The sequence below is a fragment of the Gemmatirosa kalamazoonensis genome, assembly GCF_000522985.1.
Taxonomy (GTDB): domain Bacteria; phylum Gemmatimonadota; class Gemmatimonadetes; order Gemmatimonadales; family Gemmatimonadaceae; genus Gemmatirosa; species Gemmatirosa kalamazoonensis.
The window spans coordinates 5,161,944-5,179,811 of record NZ_CP007128.1 but is presented as its reverse complement, the minus strand read 5'-3'; the positions used below and the strand labels follow the sequence as shown (position 1 = coordinate 5,179,811).

The following is a 17,868-nucleotide window of genomic DNA, read 5'->3' as shown; positions in this document are numbered from 1 at the left end:
CGCGCCGTTCGCGCCCGGCACGGCGAAGTCCCAGATCACGCGGTGCATCCCGGGCGTCACGTCGAGCGCCGTCTCGCGCCGCGCGAAGCGGCCGCCGCCGCGGGCGCCCTCGTTAGGCGCCGCCGCCGCGCTCGACAGCGTGCGCAGCACCGCGCCCGCCGAGTCGACGATGTCGAGGGACAGCGTCCCCTCCGGGCGCTCGCGGATCCAGTAGTCGAGCATCGCGCCGGCCGGCGGGTACTGCGGGTCCACCGGGCTCACGCGGTCGCTCTCTTCGCCGCCGAACGCCGCACGGTAGCGGAAGCGCGTCGCCTCGCGCGGCGCGAACAGGTGCGCGGGTGCCGACGCGAACCGCGCGCGCTGCACCGAGTCGGCGAGCTGCTGCAGCGGCGTCACGTCGTCCAGGATCCAGAACGCGCGTCCCTGCGTCGAGATCACCAGGTCGTCGCGGTGCAGCACGAAGTCCGTCACCGGCGTCGCCGGGAGGTTCTGCTGGAGCGTCTGCCAGTGCCGCCCGTCGTCGAACGACACGAACATCCCGAACTCCGTGCCCGCGTACAGCAGCCCCGGACGCTTCGGGTCCTCGCGCACGACGCGCGTCGGGTGGTCGGCGGGGATGCCGTTGTCGCCCGGCGTGAGCAGGCGCCACGTCTTGCCGTAGTCGTTCGTCGCGTAGATGTACGGCCTGAAGTCGCCGAGCTGGTAGCGCAGCACCGCGACGTACGCGCCCCCGGGCGGTGCGGCGACGGCTCCACCGTCTGCACCCGTCCACCGGGCGGCAGATCCTTCGGCGTCACGTTCGTCCACGTCGCGCCGTTGTCGCGCGTCACGTACACCGGGCCGTCGTTCGCCCCCGTCCAGATCACGCCGCGCGCGATCGACGACTCCTTGATCGTGTAGAGCGTCGCGTACATCTCCTCGCCCGTCACGTCGATCGTGATCGGCTCGCCGGAGATCGTCTTGCGGTACCGTGGATCGTTCGCCGTGAGGTCGGGCGAGATCCGCGTCCACGTCTGGCCGCCGTCGACCGACTTGTGCAGGTACTGCGAGCCGTAGTAGACGACGCGCGCATCGTGCGGGCTCGTCGCCATCGGGCTGACGCGCTGGAAGCGGTAGATGAGATTCTCGTTAGGCATCCCGTACAGCGACTGCGCGCCGATCCAGTACTGCTGCTCCTGGCCGGTGCGCAGGGAGATGCGGCTGAACTGTCCCTTGCACGACCCGTAGACCGTGTCGGGGTTCGTCGGATGCGGCATCACGGGGCCCGTCTCGCACCCCGGCGCCTGCCGCCAGCTCTGGATCGGATCGTCGACGGCGAGCGTGCTCGTGGGCAGCGACGGCAGCATCACCGTGCCGCCCTCGTCCTGCTGCGCGCCGTACACGCGGTAGGGCCACTGCGAGTCCACCGCGACGTTGTAGATCTCCGCCGTCGGCTGGTTCATCTGCGTCGACCAGGTGCGCCCGCCGTTCAGCGACACGTTCGCGCCGCCGTCGTTCGCCTGGATCATGACGTTGCCGTCGCGCGGGTTGATCCACATGTCGTGGTTGTCCCCGTGCGGCGTGCGGAACGTCGCGAACGTGCGCCCGCCGTCCGTCGACTTGAAGAACCCTTCGGCGCCGCCGTAGATCACGTCCGCGTTCGTCGGGTCGGCGGCGAGCGTCGTGTAGTAGAACGGCCGAGTGAGCAGCTGCGCCGCCGGGTTCACCATCGTCCACGACTCGCCGGCGTCCTCGGAGCGGTAGAGGCCCATCCCCGGCTTCGCCTCGATCAGCGCGTAGACGCGGTTCGGGTTCGCCGCCGTGACGGCGATGTTGCTCTTGCCGAACAGTCCGTTAGGCAGCCCGCCGCCGAGCTTCTTCCACGTCGTGCCGCCGTCGGTGCTCTTGTAGATCCCGCCCTCGCGCGCGCCGCTGATGATCGTCCACGGCTTGCGCTCGCCGCGCCACATGGAGACGAACAGCACGCTCGGGTTGTCGGGCTTGAGCTCCACGTCCACGGCGCCCGTGCTGTCGGAGACGAACAGCACCTTCTCCCACGTGCGCCCGCCGTCCCGCGAGCGATAGAGCCCGCGCGCGGCGTTCGGCTTGAACGCGTTGCCCGCCACCGCGACGTACACGACGTTCGCGTCGCGCGGGTCGACGCGGATGCCGCCGATCTGCCCCGCGTCGCGCAGCCCGATGAACGTCCACGTGCGACCCGCGTCGGTCGACTTGTACACCCCGCGTCCCGTCGAGACGTTGCTGCGGATGTCGTCCGAGCCGGTGCCGACGTACACCACGTTCGCGTCGCTCTGCGCGACCTCCACCGCGCCGATCGACCCCTCGCCGACGAAGCGGTCGGTGACGTTGCGCCACGTCTGGCCGGCGTCCTCCGTCTTCCACACGCCGCCGCCGACGGTGCCCATGTAGAACGTGTGCAGCTGGCTCGGCACGCCGGCCACCGCGGTCACTCGGCCGCCGCGGCCGGGACCGATCATGCGATAGCGGAGTCCCGCGTACAGTGCGGGGTCGACCTGCTGCGCGGGGAGAGGGAGCGCCGCGAGCGCGAGCGCGGCGAGCGGGAGGAGGCGACGTATGCGCATTGAAGCGTTCGGTTGGAGACGCAGGAAGCTATCTCGCGAACGCAGAAACGGCGGAAACTGCTGAAAAAGCGGATGGCCTCAGGGGAAGCGCCGAGCTCCCACCTGAGGCCATCCGCCGTTTCGGACGTCTCCGCCGTTTCCCGCTCAGGGCTTGATGCGCACCACCGTGCCCACCGGCACCGCGCTCCAGATCTCCTCGATCTCCTGGTCCGTGACCGCGACGCAGCCGTTGGTCCAGTCGTAGTTGCGGTGCGCGACGCCCGCCGTCCCCTGGCCGTTAGGCAGGCCATGGATCATGACGTCGCCGCCCGTCGCGACGCCGAGCGTGCGGGCGCGCGCGAGGTCGTCCGCGTTGGGGTACGAGATGTGGAGCGCGAGGTGGAAGCGGCTCGTCGGGTTGCGCGCGTCGACGTGGTAGAGCCCCTCCGGCGTCTTCAGGTCGCCGATGCGCTCCTTCTTCCCGTCGCGCTTTCCGATCGCCACCTGATAGACGCCGAGCACCTCGGTGCCCGCGTAGAGCGTCATCCGGTGCTCGCCCTTCTCGACGACGATGCTGTCCGCTCGCCCCGCATGGCGGAGTCCCGTGCGCGTGCCGCTGACCCACGACGGCATCGCGACCATCCCGGGCGCGAATGCCCAGCCGCCGGCGGCGAGCGTCGGTGCCGCGAACGCGGCCGGAGCGGGGCTCACCGGCGTCGGCGCGGCGACCAGGGCCGTCTCCACCGCCGGAACGGCCGCGGCGTCGACGACCGGCGTCACGGTCGGCAGCGGCAGCGAGGCGGCGGCCGACGTGTCGGCCTTCGGCGAGATCACCGGGACGGTGAACGGCGCGACGACCGGGGTCGGCGCGGGGGAGGGGGTCGGACGGACGATCGTGCCGCTGTCACTGGGGGACAGCAGCGGGGCGAACGCGCTGAGGAGGACGCGCGCGAGCGGCAGGAACGTCATCGACGGTGTGCGACCCGGGGACGACAGAGGATTTTGGCGGGCACGACTGAGCGAGTCGCGTCCGCGGCGGGAACACTTGTGGTAGGACGATGTAACCTAGCGCGCGTTACGCACGCCGCAAGGCCACGTGACGCTCTATGTCGTTGTCTGGCTGAACGTTACCGGGCGCTACCGTCCGCCGGTCGGTCAGTAGTCCACCGGCCGCAGGTACGCCTCGCCGATCGCCGTGGGGCTCACCATCGCGACGGCCGGCAGCCGCCGCTTCCAGTGCGTCCCCGACAGTCGACGTCGGACGAGCTCGACCTCTGCAGGATCGAAGCCGCGGGCCACGAGATCCTCCGGCGAGTGGCCGTTCAGCAGCCAGTTCAGCAGCACGTCCGCCCGCGCGTAGCTGATCCCGAAGTCCCCCTCGTCCGTCTGCCCCTTGATGAGATCGGCCGAGGCCGGCTTGGAGATCACGATGTCCGGTACACCGAGCTGACGCGCCAGTGCCCACACCTGGCTCTTGTACAGATCGCCCAGCGGGTTGATCGGCGGTGAGTCGTCGGCGTGCCACGTGAAGTAGCCGAACAGCCGCTCCGTCTTGTTCCCGGTGCCCACCGGCAGCGCCCGGTACCGCGACGAGAGGTCGAACAGGATGATCATCCGCATGCGCGCCATGACGTTGCCTCGGCGCGCCGGGTCCGCATCCGGCTCGAACGCGAGATAGCCGTCCACCGCGTTCGTGATCTCGATCGTCCGGAGCTCCATGCCGAGCGCGTCGCCGACGAGCTGGGCGTGCTCCAGGCTCTCGGGGCTCGACGTGCGGTACGGCATCCGCACGCCGATCACGTTCTCCGGGCCGAGCGCCCGCGCGCAGAGGAACGCCGTCACGGCGGAGTCCACGCCGCCGGACAGCCCCACGACCGCCTTGTTGAAGCCGCGCCGGGCGAACTCGTCCTGCAGGAACGTGACGAGCCACCGCTCGGTCATCGGGCCGTCGACGTCGAGCGGGGGCGGCGTGCCGTTGTCGACGAGGCGCACGTGCGTCACCGGGATCCCGCAGGCGAGCTTTCCGTTATGTGCCGCGGGACCGGACGTGGCCTGTTGCGGGTGGGGGGGGGGCCCCCCAGTACCTAGTCCCTGCGCCGGGTCCGACGGCGACGGCGACACCGCCGCCCCGGGCGAGCCGACTTCCGGCGTCCCCGCGCCGGCCGCACCGTCGCCGCGCTCGTCGGCCGACACCAGGCCATGCGCGTGCTCCGTCGACGCCGGATCGTACTCCAGCCGCGCTGGCTCGCCGCGCTCCGCGCGGTCGAGGTTCGCGAGCAGATGGGGCAGGGTCACGCGCAGGTCGTTCAGCAGCGGCGCGTCCGCCCGTGCGCGCGTGAGATCCTCCAGGTCGATCGTGATCGACAGGATCGCCTCGTCCCACACCGGCAGCCGGCACCGCACGTCGCCGCGCGGCCCGATCACGCTCGACGCCCCGAAGAACCCTTTGCCCCCCTCGCTGCCGACGAGGTTCACGTACGACACGTACACGCCATGCTCCTCGGCGATGTCGCGCACGAGCCGCTCCCACCGGCTCACGCTCGCCGGGCCCGGCAGGCCGTCGTCGCGCGGCCAGATCCCGCGCGCCGGCGCCGCCGAGCAGACGAACACGAGCTGCGCGCCGTCGAGCGCCACGATCGTCCCCGTGAGCGAGTGCCACGCGTCCTCGCAGACGAGGATCGCCGCCCGCCCCCACGGCGCGTCGAACGCGCGCAAGTCGAACCCACGCTCGACGAACCGCTCCTCGTCGAACAACCCGTAGGTGGGGAGGAAATGCTTGCGATGGACGTGGTGAATGACCGGACCGCCCTCCACGCTCCGCGCTCCACGCTCCACGCTCGCGTCGTCGTTCGGGGATGCCGAGCGTGGAGCGTGGAGCGTGGAGCGCGGAGCGGGACCGTCACCGACGGTGACGTACATCGCTGCGTTGTGCAGCGTGTTCCGCCACACCTCGTAGAACCCGACCACGACGTCGAGCGGGTCGGCGGCGTGGCCGCGGCGGGCGGCGGCGGCTCGGTAGGCGGTGTCGAGGTCGGCGGCCACCGTGCCGGACGTGACGGCGAGGTCGCGCACCCCACCTTCCACGAAGTACCCGGTGAGCGCCGTCTCCGGCAGGTGCACCACGTCGGGGCGCGGCTCGAGCGTCGCGCACTCGGCCAACAGCTCGGCGATGCGCGCGAGGTTCGCGTCGTAGTCGCCCTTGCTCGGCTTGAACTGCACGAGCGCGATCGTCAGCGGTCGGAGCATGTGCGAAACGTGATCACCCGTCCCGCTCGTATCAACGGTTGACGGCGTGACGACGGTCACCGCGCGTCGTCGCAGAGCAGGCGCACTCATGCGGTCCCGCTCGCGCATCCTATCGACCGGGCCGGTGTATCTTCCGCCCGGACGCTCGAGGACCATCGCTCTCGTCATGTCAGCCACTCTCACGCGCCGCCCTGCCTTCACGCGCGCGGCGCTGCTCCTCCTTCTCGCCGCCGGGTCGCTCGGCGCGCAGCCGCCGCAGGCCTCCACCGGCGAGCCGTGGCGCATCGTCCCGCTCACGCAGTCCACCGTCGTGTACGCGCGCGACGGTGCGATGCTCGGCGAGATCGGCCGCCAGGTGCGCACGAGCGTGTCGCTGCGCACCATCCCGCGCTACGTGCCCAACGCGTTCATCGCGGTGGAGGACAAGCGCTTCTACCAGCACAACGGCGTCGACGTCGTCGGCATCGCCGGAGCGTTGAAGGATGCCGTCACCGGCGACGTGCGCGGCGCGAGCACCATCACGCAGCTGCTCGTCGGGAACATGCACCCCGACGCCATCGACCGCCGCGACCGCTCGCCCGCCCGCAAGCTGCGCGAGCAGAAGGCCGCGCTGGAGATGGAGCGCCACTACAACAAGGAGCAGATCCTCGAGGCGTTCCTCAACACGCTCGACTTCGGGCACGGCTGGTTCGGCATCGACGCCGCGGCGCGCCACTACTTTGGCCACCCCGCCGCGCAGCTCACGCTCGCCGAGGCGGCGTCGCTCGCGTCGATGCCGAAGAGCCCCGTGCTCTACGACCCGAGCCGGCATCCCGACCGCAACCGCGAGCGGCGCAACACGGTGCTCGCGCTCATGGCGGAGCAGGGGATGATCACCCGCGCGCAGGCCGACGCGGCGATGGCCGAGCCGCTCCGGACCGCGCCTAACGGCGGCATGGCAGCGACCGCGCCGTGGGTGCTCGACGTCGTGCGCATCCAGGCGGAGCGTGCCGGCGTCCCCGTGCGCGAGGGCGGCTACCGTATCGTCACCACGATCGATCCCAAGCTGCAGCAGGCCGCCGTCGACGCGCTCGCCGAGCAGACTGCGGCGATCGAGAAGCGCCCCGGGTACCGGCACGCAACGTACGCGCAGGCCAAGGCGAAGAACACGAGCGCCGGCGCGCGCGAGACGTCGTACCTGCAGGGCGCCGTCGTCGCGATCGAGCCGTCGACCGGCGAGGTGCGGGCGCTCGTCGGTGGACGAGACTACGAGGATTCGCCGTTCGATCGCGCGATCGACGCGCAGCGGCAGCCGGGGTCGTCGTTCAAGCCGATCGTCTACGCGGCCGCCGTCGCCGCGGGGCTCCCGCCTAACGCGCCGGTCGGCGACACGGCCATCGCGGTGCCGCTCCCCAACGGGCAGCTGTACCGGCCGGAGAACTCGGACGACTCGTACCTCGGCATCATCCCGCTGCGCGAGGCGCTCGCTCGCTCGCGCAACCCGGTCGCCGTGCAGCTCTGGACGCAGCTCGGTCCCGATTCCGTCATCGCGCTCGCGCGCCGCATGGGGATCCGCTCGCCCATCGCGCCGTATCCGTCGAGCGCGATCGGGGCGTCGGTCGTGCAGCCGCTCGACTTCGTCACCGCGTACGCGACGTTCGCGAACCTCGGCGTCGCCGTCGAGCCGCGCTTCGTCACGAAGGTCGAGGACCGCGCGGGTAAGGTGGTGTGGGCGCCCGCGAGCCCGCCGCCGCAGCTCGCGCTCGACCCGCGGGTCGCGTTCATCGTGCGCGACATGATGCGCGACGTCGTCGACCGCGGCACGGCGACCAGCGTGCGCAAGTGGCTGCCCGCGCGCGTGCCGATCGCCGGCAAGACGGGCACGACGAACGACAACGCCGACGTGTGGTTCGTCGGCGTCACGCCCGATCTCGTGATGGGCGCGTGGCTCGGCTTCGACAAGCCGAAGACGATCACCGCCGGCGCCGTCGGCGGCACGCTCGCCGCGCCCGTCGTGGCACAGGCGCTCGGCCGCTGGTACGCCGGACGCGAGCCCGCCACGTGGTCGCCGCCCGCCGGCCTCGTGACGATGGAGCTCGACCGCCAGACGGGCCTCCCCGCCGACGCCGCGACGCCCCCCGAGCGCCGCTACACCGAGTACTTCATCGACGGCACGCAGCCCGGCGCGCAGAAGTTCGACGCGTGGTCGATCTTCCGGCATCCCGGGGCGCGCTGACGCGCGAGACGACTGAAACGACGGAAACGGCGGATGGCCTCCGAGTCCCGAGTCCCGAGTCCCGAGTCCCGAACATCGCATCCGCGCGAGCTCACCGTCGCCCTCCCCGACTGGGTCGACGCCGTCGTCGACTGGGAGCGCCCGTACGCGACCGACGAGGACAAGATGCGCCTCGCCATCGCGCTCTCCCGCGAGAACGTGCAGCGCGGCACCGGCGGCCCGTTCGGCGCGGCCATCACGGAGCAGGGCACGGGTCGCCTCGTCGCCGTCGGCGTGAACAGCGTCGTGCGGCTGGGGAACTGCACGCTCCACGCGGAGATGGTCGCGTTCCAGCTCGCGCAGGCGGCCGTCGGCACGTTCACGCTCGCCGCGGCGGGCATGCCGGTGCACGAGCTGGCGACATCCTGCGACCCGTGCGCCATGTGCCTCGGCGCCACGCTGTGGAGCGGCGTTAGGCGCGTCCTCTGCGGCGCCACCCGCGACGACGCCATGCTGCTGCGCTTCGAGGAAGGCCCCGTCTTCGCCTCGTCGTGGCGCTACCTGTCGCACCGCGGCCTCGAGATCCGCCGAGGGCTGTTGCGCGAGGAAGCGGTCGCGGTGTTCGACTTGTACCGGCAGAAGGGCGGCGAGATCTACAACGGCTGAAACGCGGCGTGGCTGCGTCGCTGCGTGTGATCGCAGTGACGCAGCCACGCCGCCACGCAGCTTGCAGCGGCCGTCAGGCGACCGACGCGGCCTCCTCCTCGGCCACCTCCATCTCCGTCTTCCGCGTCTGCACCGGCTTCGCGGCCGGCAGCAGCGCGATGTCGAACACCTCGTCGAGCGTCTCCACGCAATGGAACGTGAGGACGTTCCGCACCTCGTCCGGGATGTCCTCCATGTCGGCCTCGTTCGCCTTCGGGAGGATGATCGTCGTGATCCCCGCGCGGTGCGCGCCGAGCACCTTCTCCTTCACGCCGCCGATCGGCAGCACGCGGCCGCGGAGCGTGATCTCGCCGGTCATCGCGACGTCGCGCCGCACGGGGCGGCCGCTCATCGCGCTCACGATCGCGGTGGCGATGCCGGTGCCCGCGCTCGGCCCGTCCTTCGGGATCGCGCCCTGCGGCACGTGCACGTGCACCTCGATGCTGCCCAACCGGTCCTCCGGGATCTGCAGCCCGCTCGCGTGCGTCGCCGCGTACGTCAGTGCCGCGCGCGCCGACTCCTTCATCACGTCGCCGAGCTGCCCCGTGAGGATGAGCGACACGTTGCCGTAGCCGCTCACCTGCGTGTGGTCGTCGCTGTCCGACGCGCGGCGCGCGCCCGTGAGTCGGCGGATCGCCGCCTCCACGAACATGATGTCGCCGCCCATCGGCGTGTAGTACATCCCCGTCGCCACGCCGACCTCGTTCTGCTCGCCCGCCTTCTCGGGGTGCACGCGCGGCCTGCCGAGCAGCTCGCGCACCTCGCCGGCGTCGATCTTGTTGTCGGCGAGCATCGAGCTGTCGCCGGTCGCGACGCGGCGCGCGACCTTACGCGCCACCGCGCCCACCTGCCGCTCGAGCTGGCGCACGCCGGCCTCGCGCGTGTACTCGGAGACCACCTTCATCACCGCCTCGTCGGTGAACGACACGTTCTTGTCGCCCAGACCGCTCTCCTCGAGCTGCCGCGGGATGAGGTACTTCTTCGCGATCTCCGCCTTCTCGCGCTCGGTGTAGCCGGCGAACTCCACGACCTCCATGCGGTCCATGAGCGGCCCCGCGATGTTCTGCGGGAAGTTCGCCGTCGCGATGAACAGGCACTCGCTGAGGTCGAACGGCACGCCGAGGTAGTGGTCGACGAACGAGTTGTTCTGCGCCGGGTCGAGCACCTCGAGCAGCGCGGCCGCCGGGTCGCCCTGGAAGCCGTGTCCGAGCTTGTCGACCTCGTCGAGCAGGAACACCGGGTTCTTCGTGCCGGCCTGCTTCATCCCTTGGATGATGCGCCCGGGCATGGCGCCGACGTACGTGCGCCGGTGGCCGCGGATGTCCGCCTCGTCGCGCGCGCCGCCCAACGCCACGCGCACGTACTCGCGGCCTAACGCCTTCGCGATCGACTTCGCGATCGACGTCTTGCCGACGCCCGGCGGGCCGGTGAAGAGCAGGATCGGGCCACGCGCCATCGCGCGCGCCTTCGCCTCCTTCTTGTCCGTGATCTGCCGCTCGCCGTCGTTCGTGCTCGACGCGAGCGTCGGCGTCGCGTCGTCGCCGTCGGGCATCAGCTTCGCCGCCGCGACCTCGCCGGTCTTCTCCACCTCCTCCGCGATCTGCTGCGCGCGGAGCTGCCTAACGGCGAGGAACTCGAGCACGCGGTCCTTCACGTCCTGCAGCCCGTAGTGGTCCTCGTCGAGGATCGTCGACGCGCCGTTGATGTCCAGCTTGTCGTCGGAGCGCGTGTTCCACGGCAGCTCGGCGATCCACTCGAGGTACGTGCGGATGACCTGCGCCTCCATCGACTCGCGCCCCGCGCGCTCGAGACGACCGAGCTCGCGCTCGACCTCCTGTCGCGCCTCGCGCGGCAGCTCGAGCTTGGAGAGCTTCTCGCGCAGCTCCTCGATCTCCTTGTTCTGATCGTCCTCGCCGAGCTCCTTCTGGATCGCCTTCATCTGCTCGCGCAGGAACATCTCGCGCTGGCGCTCGCCCAGCTCCTCCTGCACCGCGCTCTTGATGTCCTCCTGCGCCTCGAGCAGCCCGATCTGCCGCTGCACGTGCACGAGCACGCGACGCAGCCGCTCCTCGACGGAGAGCGTCTCCAGCAGTCCCTGCTTCTCCGGCACGGAGAGGTCGATGTAGCCGGCGACGAGGTCGGAGAACTTGCCCGCCTCGCTCACCGAGTCGAGCACCTGATGCACGACCTCCTCGGGCAGGCCGCGCCGCTCGCCGAGCTCCGCGGCCCGCTCGCGCGTCTCCTTGTGGAGCGCCTCGAACGCCGGGTCGCGCTCGTTCAGCGGCAGCATCTCCTCGGCGGGCATGATCACCGCCTGCAGATAGCCGTCGCCGGTGTTGTACTGCAGCGCGGTGGCGCGCTGCTCCCCCTGCAGCAGGAGCTGAACGCCGCCCAGCCCGCGCTGGATCTGGCCGATGCGCGCGATCACCCCCATCGAGTAGAGGATGTCCGGCGTCGGCTCGTCGGTGTTGTCGCGCTGCGCGACCGCGAAGACGACGCGATCGCCTTTCAGCGCCGCCTCGATGGCGCGCAGCGTGCCCGGGCGCCCCGCCGCGATCGGCTGGGTGACGCCAGGAAAGATGACCGTCCCGCGCAGCGGCAGGACGGGAAGCGTTCGGCGCTGTGCCATGCGTTCCGTTCCGTGTGGTATGTGGTGCGGTGCGAGCCGCACACTTCGTTCCGGGTCGTTCCGGTGCCGCGCCTCCGAATTGCACGTTCCGCACTCACCGGCCCCGCCATCGCGGCCGGGGGTTGCAACTTCTACATGCGCTCGTGTCGTAGGGCGTTCGCGGGGCTGCCGGATCGGCGCGGAGACCTCGCGGCCGGTCCGTGCGTCCCTGTTCTGGACCGACCCCTGGTGATACACTAGGGTTGCCCCCGTCTGGCCCCCGCAGCGGAACCTCGAGTGCCCGATCCCGCAGTCACTACCTCCGAAACCGAACTCCGACCGATCGTCGAGCGCGCGCTCTCGGCGTCGTACGAGTTGGATCGGGAGATCGGCCGCGGCGGCATGGGCATCGTCTACCGCGCGAAGGATCGCCGCCTCAAGCGGCCGGTCGCCATCAAGCTGCTCCCGCCGGAGCTCGCGTTCCGCTCCGAGATCCGCACGCGCTTCCTTCGCGAGGCGGAGACCGCGGCGCAGCTGAACCACCCGCACATCGTCCCGATCTACAGCGTCGACGAGCATGACGGGTTGGTGTACTTCGTCATGGCGATCGTCGACGGGGACAACCTCGGCAAGCGGATCCACGATCGCGGCCCGCTGCCGATCGACGACACGCGGCGCATCCTCGCCGAAGTCGCCGACGCGCTGGCGTACGCGCACTCGCGCGGCGTCGTGCACCGCGACATCAAGCCGGACAACATCCTGCTCGATGCCGCCGACGGGCACGCGCTCGTCACCGACTTCGGCATCGCGCGCGCGATCATCGAGGGGAGCGACTCGCGCCTCACGGCGACCGGCATGGCCATCGGCACGCCGGCCTACATGAGCCCCGAGCAGAGCGCCGGCGACCGCGAGATCGACGGCCGCAGCGACCTGTACTCGCTCGGCGTCGTCGCCTATCAGATGCTCGCCGGCGAGCTGCCGTTCCAGGCGTCGAGCACGCCGGCCATGCTCGTGAAGCACCTCTCGGAGCGCCCGTTGCCGATCGAGCAGCGGCGCCCGGACGTGCCGCCGGACCTGTCCGCGATCGTCATGCGGCTGCTGGAGAAGGACCCCGCGAACCGCTTCTCCGGCGCGGAGGAGCTGGAGGGCATGCTCCGCGGCACCATCGCGCCGCCGCCCCCGACGTACTCCGTGCGCTCCGCCGAGCCGAATCGGCAGGGCGTCACCTCGGACCTCGGCTTCCCGGGCTACGCCGCCGGCCCGTCGGCGCCGACGCGACCGCTCGGCGGCGCTCAGGCAGGGATGCCGCCGGCCGCCGCCGGCTATCCGATGCGCGCCGAGTCCTCCGCGTTCGGCATGGACGTCGCCGTCGGCGGCCAGGATCCACGGTGGGACGCCAAGCCCGTCGTCGCGTTCCGGAAGAAGCTCGGCACCTACGTCATCGTCAACGCCGCCATCCTCATCCTGTCGCTCGTCACGAACGTCGAGCTGACGTGGATCACGGCGTTCTGGACGATCTTCATGGCGTTCAAGTACGCCCAGCTCTGGTCGGACAACTACGACTGGCGCGACGTCCTGAAGCAGCCGCGCGACCGGCTGTTCGTCGACGTCGTGGCCGAGCAGGCCGACTCGGTGGGCGCGCTGTTCGACAAGGAGAAGCGCGCCAACCTCCGGGAGAAGGTCCGCCGCGAGCGCGTCACCCGGGAGTGGCAGCAGCCCGCCGCGTCGCTCCCGCCGACGGAGCCGCTGCCGTCGCCCGCGCGCCCCCGCCTACCGGTGGATGGCGCCTATGGGTCGCACCACGAGATCGTCCGCGGCGCGATGGCCGACCGCGACGAGATCGCGCGCCTGCTCGCCACCATGCCGAAGGGCGACCGCGATCGCATCCCCGACGTCCTCCCGTCCGCCGAGAAGCTCGCGCTGAAGGTGCAGGCGCTGGCTGCCACGGTGGCGGAGCTGGACCGCAACAACAGCGTCGGCGCCGTGGAGCCGCTTGAGCGCGAGATCACGCGTCTGGAAGCGGAGGCGAATCCGCTCGACCGCGTGGCGAGCGAGGAGCGGGTGAAGCGCCTCGCCTACCTGAAGCGCCAGCGCCGCGCGCTCCGCGACATGTCCCGTCGACGCGACGAGGCCGCGTCGAACCTCGAGCAGTGCCGCCTGCTGCTCCAGAACATGCGCCTGGACCTCGTCCGGCTCCGGACCGGCGCCGGCGGCTCCTACGTGCAGATGACGACCGTCGCCGACCGGGCGATGGCGCTCGCGCGCGAGGTGGACGCGGTGGTGCAGGCGGCCGACGAAGTGCGCCGAATCTAGCGCCCAGCGTCGAGCGTAGAGCGGAGCACGTGGAGAAACATCCTCTCTCCACGTCCCGCCCCCGCTCCGCGCCCCCATGGCTTTGCCCCAGATGCCTGATCTCCTCCAGGATCGCGTCGTCGCCGCCATCGGCGACCGGTACGACGTCGAGGGGGAGCTCGGGCGGGGCGGGATGGCGGTGGTCTATCGGGCGCGCGACGTCCGCCTCCGCCGGCCGGTCGCGCTGAAGGTGCTACCGCCGGACCTCGCGTTCCGCGAGGGAGTCCGGGCCCGCTTCCTCCGCGAGGCGGAGACCGCCGCCCAGCTCTCGCACCCGCACGTCGTCCCCATCTACGCGGCGGACGAGACCAACGGCGTCGCCTGGCTGGCGATGGCGCTCGTGGAAGGGGAGACGCTCGGCGCGCGCATGACGCGGGCTCCGCGGCTGCCGGTCGAGGAGACGCGGCGCATCCTCGCCGAGGTGGCCGGCGCGCTCGCCTACGCGCACGCCCGCGGGGTGGTCCACCGCGACATCAAGCCGGACAACATCCTGCTCGACCGCGACTCGGGGCATGCGCTCGTCACCGACTTCGGGATCGCGCGCGCCGCCGAGGCGGATACGCGGCTCACGCTCACCGGGATCGCCGTCGGCACGCCGACCTACATGAGCCCGGAGCAGGCGCTCGGCGAGCGCGAGCTCGACGGGCGGAGCGACCTCTACTCGCTCGCCGTCGTCGGCTACCAGATGCTCGCCGGCGCCCCGCCGTTCACCGCCACGAGCGCGGCGGCGCTGCTGATGAAGCACGTCGGCGAGCGCCCCGTCCCGATCGCGCATCTCCGCCCCGACGTGCCGCTCGGCCTCGCCGCCGCGATCGACCGCGCGCTGGCGAAGAAGCCGGAGGACCGATGGGCCGACGCCGCCGAGTTCCAGCGCGCGCTGCTCGCCGCGGCGCCGATGGCCGCCGTGCCGGCGGTCCCGTCCCGCGCCGTCGCTCCCCCCCAGAGTGTGCCGCGGCCGCCGCGGCCGGCGGCTCCCGAGCCGACCGCGCCGCTCGAGTGGCGCGCGCACCGCGACGCGGCGCAGGAGCAGATCGACAACGCCCGCGAGCAGATCGAGCGTGCGCGCGACCAGCTCCGCGAGCAGCGGCGCGCGTGGCGCGAGCGGCACCGCGACCAGCGGGACGCCGTGCGCGACGCGGTGAAGGGGTACGCGAACGCCAACTGGAGCGTCGCCCGGTCGGCGATGCCCATGCAGCCGCTCCCGCTCCCGGAATCGGCGCTCGCCCAGCCGTGGCAGGGCGGGGTGGAGCGCGGCTATCCGCCCGTGGCGCTGGATCAGCGCGCCGAGTGGTTCCGCCGAAAGGTCATCCGCTCCGTCGCGCTGCTCGCGTTCCTCACGTGCGTGAACCTCGTGACGATCGCCGCGTCGCAGGTGCCGTTTCCGTGGGTGATGTTCCCGGCGATCGGGATCATTCGAGGGCTGCGGCGCCGCTGGCGTCCGCTCGCGCGCGAGGGACTGTCGTTCTCCGAGGTCATGTTCGGCGGCGGCGAGCAGGCGGTCGCCGCATCGGCGCGCGCGCACGACACGGGGCGCGCGGAGCGGCTCGTGCGGCGGCTGCAGCGGCGCGTGACGACGTTCATCATCGGCGTCGTCGGCGCCGTCGTGTCGTTCATCATCGGCGCGTCGCTCCACGCGGAGCCGATGCTCGTGCCGTTCGCCGGCTTCATGATACTGGCCGGGCTGAGCGCGCTGTCGTTCGGCGTGACCGCGATCCGCGTGCGACGCACCGGCATCAGCGTGCGCGACGCGCTCGGGAGCAGCTGGCGCGACGCGCTGGCGGCCGCGGACCGGCGGCCGCGCGAGGTGATCCTCTCCGAGCAGGTCGCGAGGCTCGCGAGCGCCGAGGTGCTTGGCGGACCGTATGCGCGTGCGGTGCGCGGCGCCGTCGACGACCGCCTAACGGTTCGCGAGACGCTCGCGAAGCTCTCGCCGGCCGACCGCGCGCTGCTCCCCGACGTGATGCCGACGATCGACGCGCTCGTGCAGCGCGTCGCCGAGCTCGCGCAGTCGCTGCACCGCCTCGACGGCGACATCTCGCCGTCGCAGCTGCCGCAGATCGAGGCGCGGCTGCGCGCGGTGGAGGCCGAGCCGGCGACCGCTCCCGACCGCGAGCGCAAGCTGCAGCTCCTGCGTCGTCAGCGCGCGTCGATCGTCGAGCTGTCGTCCAAGCGCGAGACGCTGGCCGCGCAGATGGAGAGCGCGCAGCTCGTGCTGCAGAACCTCAAGCTCGACCTCATCAAGCTCCGCTCCAAGGGCGTCGGCGCGGCGATCGGCGAGGTGTCGACGGCGACGCAGGAGGCCCGTGTGCTGTCGCGCGACATCGCGCACGCCCTGGAGGCCGCCGCGGAAGTGCGAGGACTGTGAGCGCTGCGTCAGAGCTCCTCGAGCCGCGCCTCGAACTCGGCCGCCATGCTCGGGTGGCCGAAACGGTGGCTCGACTCGATGCCCTTCCGAAACGCGTCGCGCGCCCCGTCGGTGTCGCCTAACGCGAGCAGCGCGTCGGCGAGGCGTCCCCACCCGTTGCCCTCGTCGTCGTAGCGCGCGAGGTACGCGCGCAGGTGCTCCGCCGCCTCGGCGTGCAGGCCGAGCTTCTGCGCCTCGTTCGCGAGGCCGAAGTGCGCGAGGTGGTTCTCGGGGTTCTTCCGCACCATCTCGCGGAAGGCATCGATGCGCGACGGCGGCGTCATTCGCGGGCCAGGAGCTTCGAGATCACGTCGGAGACCGCTTCCGGCGACTCCTCCGGCAGGAAGTGGCGACTGTCCGGCAGCACGTCGAGCGTCGCCTCCGGAATGTCCTGCTTCAGTCGCTCGGCCACCGGCAGCGCGATGAATGGATCGTGCGCGCCGGCGACGATCGCGCACGGCATCACGAGGTCCTTCAGCCGCGGCGCGAGCGCCGCGGTCTCCGCCGGGTCGAGCGCGAGCAGGTGCGCGACGAGCGCGTCGCGACCTTCCGCGGTGCCGAACGGCTTCACGTACCGCTCGATGGAGTGCGTGCCCAGCTCGCGGTCGGTGTAGCCCGAGAGCATCTCCTTGCGGAGGAAGCCGAGCAGCCACGTCGGCGGCAGATGCCGCGTGAGCGGGAGCATGGCGCGGATCAGCCGCAGCTCGCGTGCGGGCCAGCAGTCGTACGCCACGGACGACACGAGGCAGAGGCGCGACACGCGCTGCGGCCAGCGCACGGCCATCACCTGCGCCACGCCGCCGCCGATGTCGTGGCCGACGACGCACGCGTAGTTGATCCCGAGCACGTCGAGGAGCTCGACGATGCGCTCCGCGTGGGCGCGCACGCCGAGTGGGCGATCGCCCGGGCGGTCGCTCCGGCCGTAGCCGAGCAGGTCGACGACGACCACGCGATGGCCGGCCGGGAGGAGCGGAACGAGCTTGCTCCAGAGGTGCGACGAGGTCGGGAAGCCGTGCAGGAGCACGAGCGGCTCGCCCGCGCCGCGTGTGCCGGCCGCGTAGTAGTACAGCCGCGCGCCGCCGACGTCGACGAACTCGCCGCGCACGCGGCTAGGCGGAGACTGAGGAGGTCGGCCTCGGGATCACGCGCGGAAGATCGTCGGGCGACCGATGAGGGACAAGCCGGGCCCGAACGGCAATGGGGTCAGAGTCGATCGGTTCGATCGGCTCTGACCCATTGCCTCCCCCTGTGCCGATCAAGCGCCGCGACGCACGCCCTTGCCGCGATGCGCCTTCGCGCGGTCGCGGAACGACGCCACGTTCGCGTCGAACGTCTTCTGCTGCTCCGACGTCAGCACGCCACGCACCTCGGCGAGCTGCTTCTCCCTCAGCGACCGCACCTGCGTCTGGAACGCCGCCCGCTGCGCGCTGTCCGGACGAACGCGCTGGCCGGCGGTGGCGCCAGCCGGACGGAGCTGCTCGGCGAGCGTGCGACGCTCACCGGCGTACTTCTGCTGAATCGCCTTCACCTGCTGCTTCTGCGCGTCCGTCAGGCTGACACCGCGCAGGAGCGCGCGGCCGAACCCGCGCCGCGCGTGCTGTCGCGCCGCGCCCACCGCGCCGTCGCGATGGCGCACGCGCGTAGTGTCGTTCGCGGGCGCGCGGTCCGTGCCGCGCATCGGACGCTGCGCCGTCGCCGTCGCGGACACGCCGAACAGGATCGCGGCACCGAGGGCCGCAAGCCGAAGTGCCTTCATCTGCTGAGTCTCCTCTATCCGTCTGGCCGCGCACCACGCGCG

11 protein-coding genes and 1 pseudogene are annotated in these 17,868 nt (G+C 71.7%); 4 read left to right on the top strand and 8 right to left on the bottom strand.

The window, feature by feature from the left end; all coding sequences use genetic code 11:
- Window positions 1–467: 467 nt before the first annotated feature.
- The 4 genes and pseudogenes from J421_RS22445 to J421_RS34665 all read right to left on the bottom strand — a co-directional run.
- A complete protein-coding gene (locus tag J421_RS22445; protein WP_201773067.1) occupies window positions 468–2,582 on the bottom strand; it encodes a VPS10 domain-containing protein in 2,115 nt (704 codons plus the stop codon).
- 144 nt (window positions 2,583–2,726) lie between these two features.
- Complete coding sequence (locus J421_RS22440; protein ID WP_025413424.1) at window positions 2,727–3,530, bottom strand: L,D-transpeptidase family protein; 804 nt, start codon at window positions 3,528–3,530, stop codon at window positions 2,727–2,729.
- Between the two features lie 186 nt (window positions 3,531–3,716).
- Window positions 3,717–4,502, bottom strand: coding sequence for an NAD+ synthase (locus J421_RS34670; RefSeq protein WP_343123358.1), 786 nt, complete (start codon window positions 4,500–4,502; stop codon window positions 3,717–3,719).
- A 396-nt stretch (window positions 4,503–4,898) separates the two neighbouring features.
- Window positions 4,899–5,807: pseudogene (locus J421_RS34665) on the bottom strand (nitrilase-related carbon-nitrogen hydrolase); the annotation flags it as partial.
- Window positions 5,808–5,973: 166 nt separating this feature from the next.
- Between J421_RS34665 and J421_RS22430 the strand changes: the two are divergent.
- Window positions 5,974–8,022: a transglycosylase domain-containing protein gene (locus J421_RS22430; RefSeq protein WP_025413422.1), complete on the top strand. Its 2,049-nt coding sequence runs from the start codon at window positions 5,974–5,976 to the stop codon at window positions 8,020–8,022.
- A 33-nt stretch (window positions 8,023–8,055) separates the two neighbouring features.
- Window positions 8,056–8,667, top strand: a complete 612-nt coding sequence (locus J421_RS22425; protein WP_025413421.1) for a nucleoside deaminase — start codon at window positions 8,056–8,058, stop codon at window positions 8,665–8,667.
- 73 nt (window positions 8,668–8,740) lie between these two features.
- Here the strand turns inward: J421_RS22425 and lon are convergent, their stop codons facing one another.
- Window positions 8,741–11,335, bottom strand: a complete 2,595-nt coding sequence (lon, locus tag J421_RS22420) for an endopeptidase La (RefSeq protein ID WP_025413420.1) — start codon at window positions 11,333–11,335, stop codon at window positions 8,741–8,743.
- 276 nt (window positions 11,336–11,611) lie between these two features.
- On the opposite strand from lon, the gene J421_RS22415 reads away from it, so the two are divergent.
- Window positions 11,612–13,627, top strand: a complete 2,016-nt coding sequence (locus J421_RS22415; protein WP_025413419.1) for a serine/threonine-protein kinase — start codon at window positions 11,612–11,614, stop codon at window positions 13,625–13,627.
- Between the two features lie 91 nt (window positions 13,628–13,718).
- Complete coding sequence (locus J421_RS22410) at window positions 13,719–16,031, top strand: serine/threonine-protein kinase (RefSeq protein WP_158508876.1); 2,313 nt, start codon at window positions 13,719–13,721, stop codon at window positions 16,029–16,031.
- Between the two features lie 8 nt (window positions 16,032–16,039).
- On the opposite strand, the gene J421_RS22405 is transcribed toward J421_RS22410, so the two are convergent.
- The 3 genes from J421_RS22405 to J421_RS33000 form a co-directional block, all read right to left on the bottom strand.
- A complete protein-coding gene (locus tag J421_RS22405) occupies window positions 16,040–16,354 on the bottom strand; it encodes a tetratricopeptide repeat protein (RefSeq protein ID WP_025413417.1) in 315 nt (104 codons plus the stop codon).
- Window positions 16,351–17,175 (bottom strand): alpha/beta fold hydrolase, encoded by an 825-nt coding sequence (locus tag J421_RS22400; protein WP_025413416.1) that lies wholly within the window; start codon window positions 17,173–17,175, stop codon window positions 16,351–16,353. The genes J421_RS22405 and J421_RS22400 overlap by 4 nt, the downstream gene beginning before the upstream one ends.
- A gap of 150 nt (window positions 17,176–17,325) precedes the next feature.
- The gene (locus J421_RS33000; RefSeq protein ID WP_025413415.1) at window positions 17,326–17,826 is read right to left on the bottom strand and encodes a Spy/CpxP family protein refolding chaperone; all 501 of its coding nucleotides are present in this window, start codon (window positions 17,824–17,826) and stop codon (window positions 17,326–17,328) included.
- Window positions 17,827–17,868 lie beyond the last annotated feature (42 nt).

What these genes read in the sequence shown, in the direction of transcription:
- J421_RS22445 (WP_201773067.1), bottom strand. Translation starts at nt 2,582, where the DNA reads ATGCGCATACGTCGCCTCCTCCCGCTCGCCGCGCTCGCGCTCGCGGCG.
- J421_RS22440 (WP_025413424.1), bottom strand. Translation starts at nt 3,530, where the DNA reads ATGACGTTCCTGCCGCTCGCGCGCGTCCTCCTCAGCGCGTTCGCCCCG.
- J421_RS34670 (WP_343123358.1), bottom strand. Translation starts at nt 4,502, where the DNA reads ATGACCGAGCGGTGGCTCGTCACGTTCCTGCAGGACGAGTTCGCCCGG.
- J421_RS22430 (WP_025413422.1), top strand. Translation starts at nt 5,974, where the DNA reads ATGTCAGCCACTCTCACGCGCCGCCCTGCCTTCACGCGCGCGGCGCTG.
- J421_RS22425 (WP_025413421.1), top strand. Translation starts at nt 8,056, where the DNA reads ATGGCCTCCGAGTCCCGAGTCCCGAGTCCCGAGTCCCGAACATCGCAT.
- lon (WP_025413420.1), bottom strand. Translation starts at nt 11,335, where the DNA reads ATGGCACAGCGCCGAACGCTTCCCGTCCTGCCGCTGCGCGGGACGGTC.
- J421_RS22410 (WP_158508876.1), top strand. Translation starts at nt 13,719, where the DNA reads ATGCCTGATCTCCTCCAGGATCGCGTCGTCGCCGCCATCGGCGACCGG.
- J421_RS22405 (WP_025413417.1), bottom strand. Translation starts at nt 16,354, where the DNA reads ATGACGCCGCCGTCGCGCATCGATGCCTTCCGCGAGATGGTGCGGAAG.
- J421_RS33000 (WP_025413415.1), bottom strand. Translation starts at nt 17,826, where the DNA reads ATGAAGGCACTTCGGCTTGCGGCCCTCGGTGCCGCGATCCTGTTCGGC.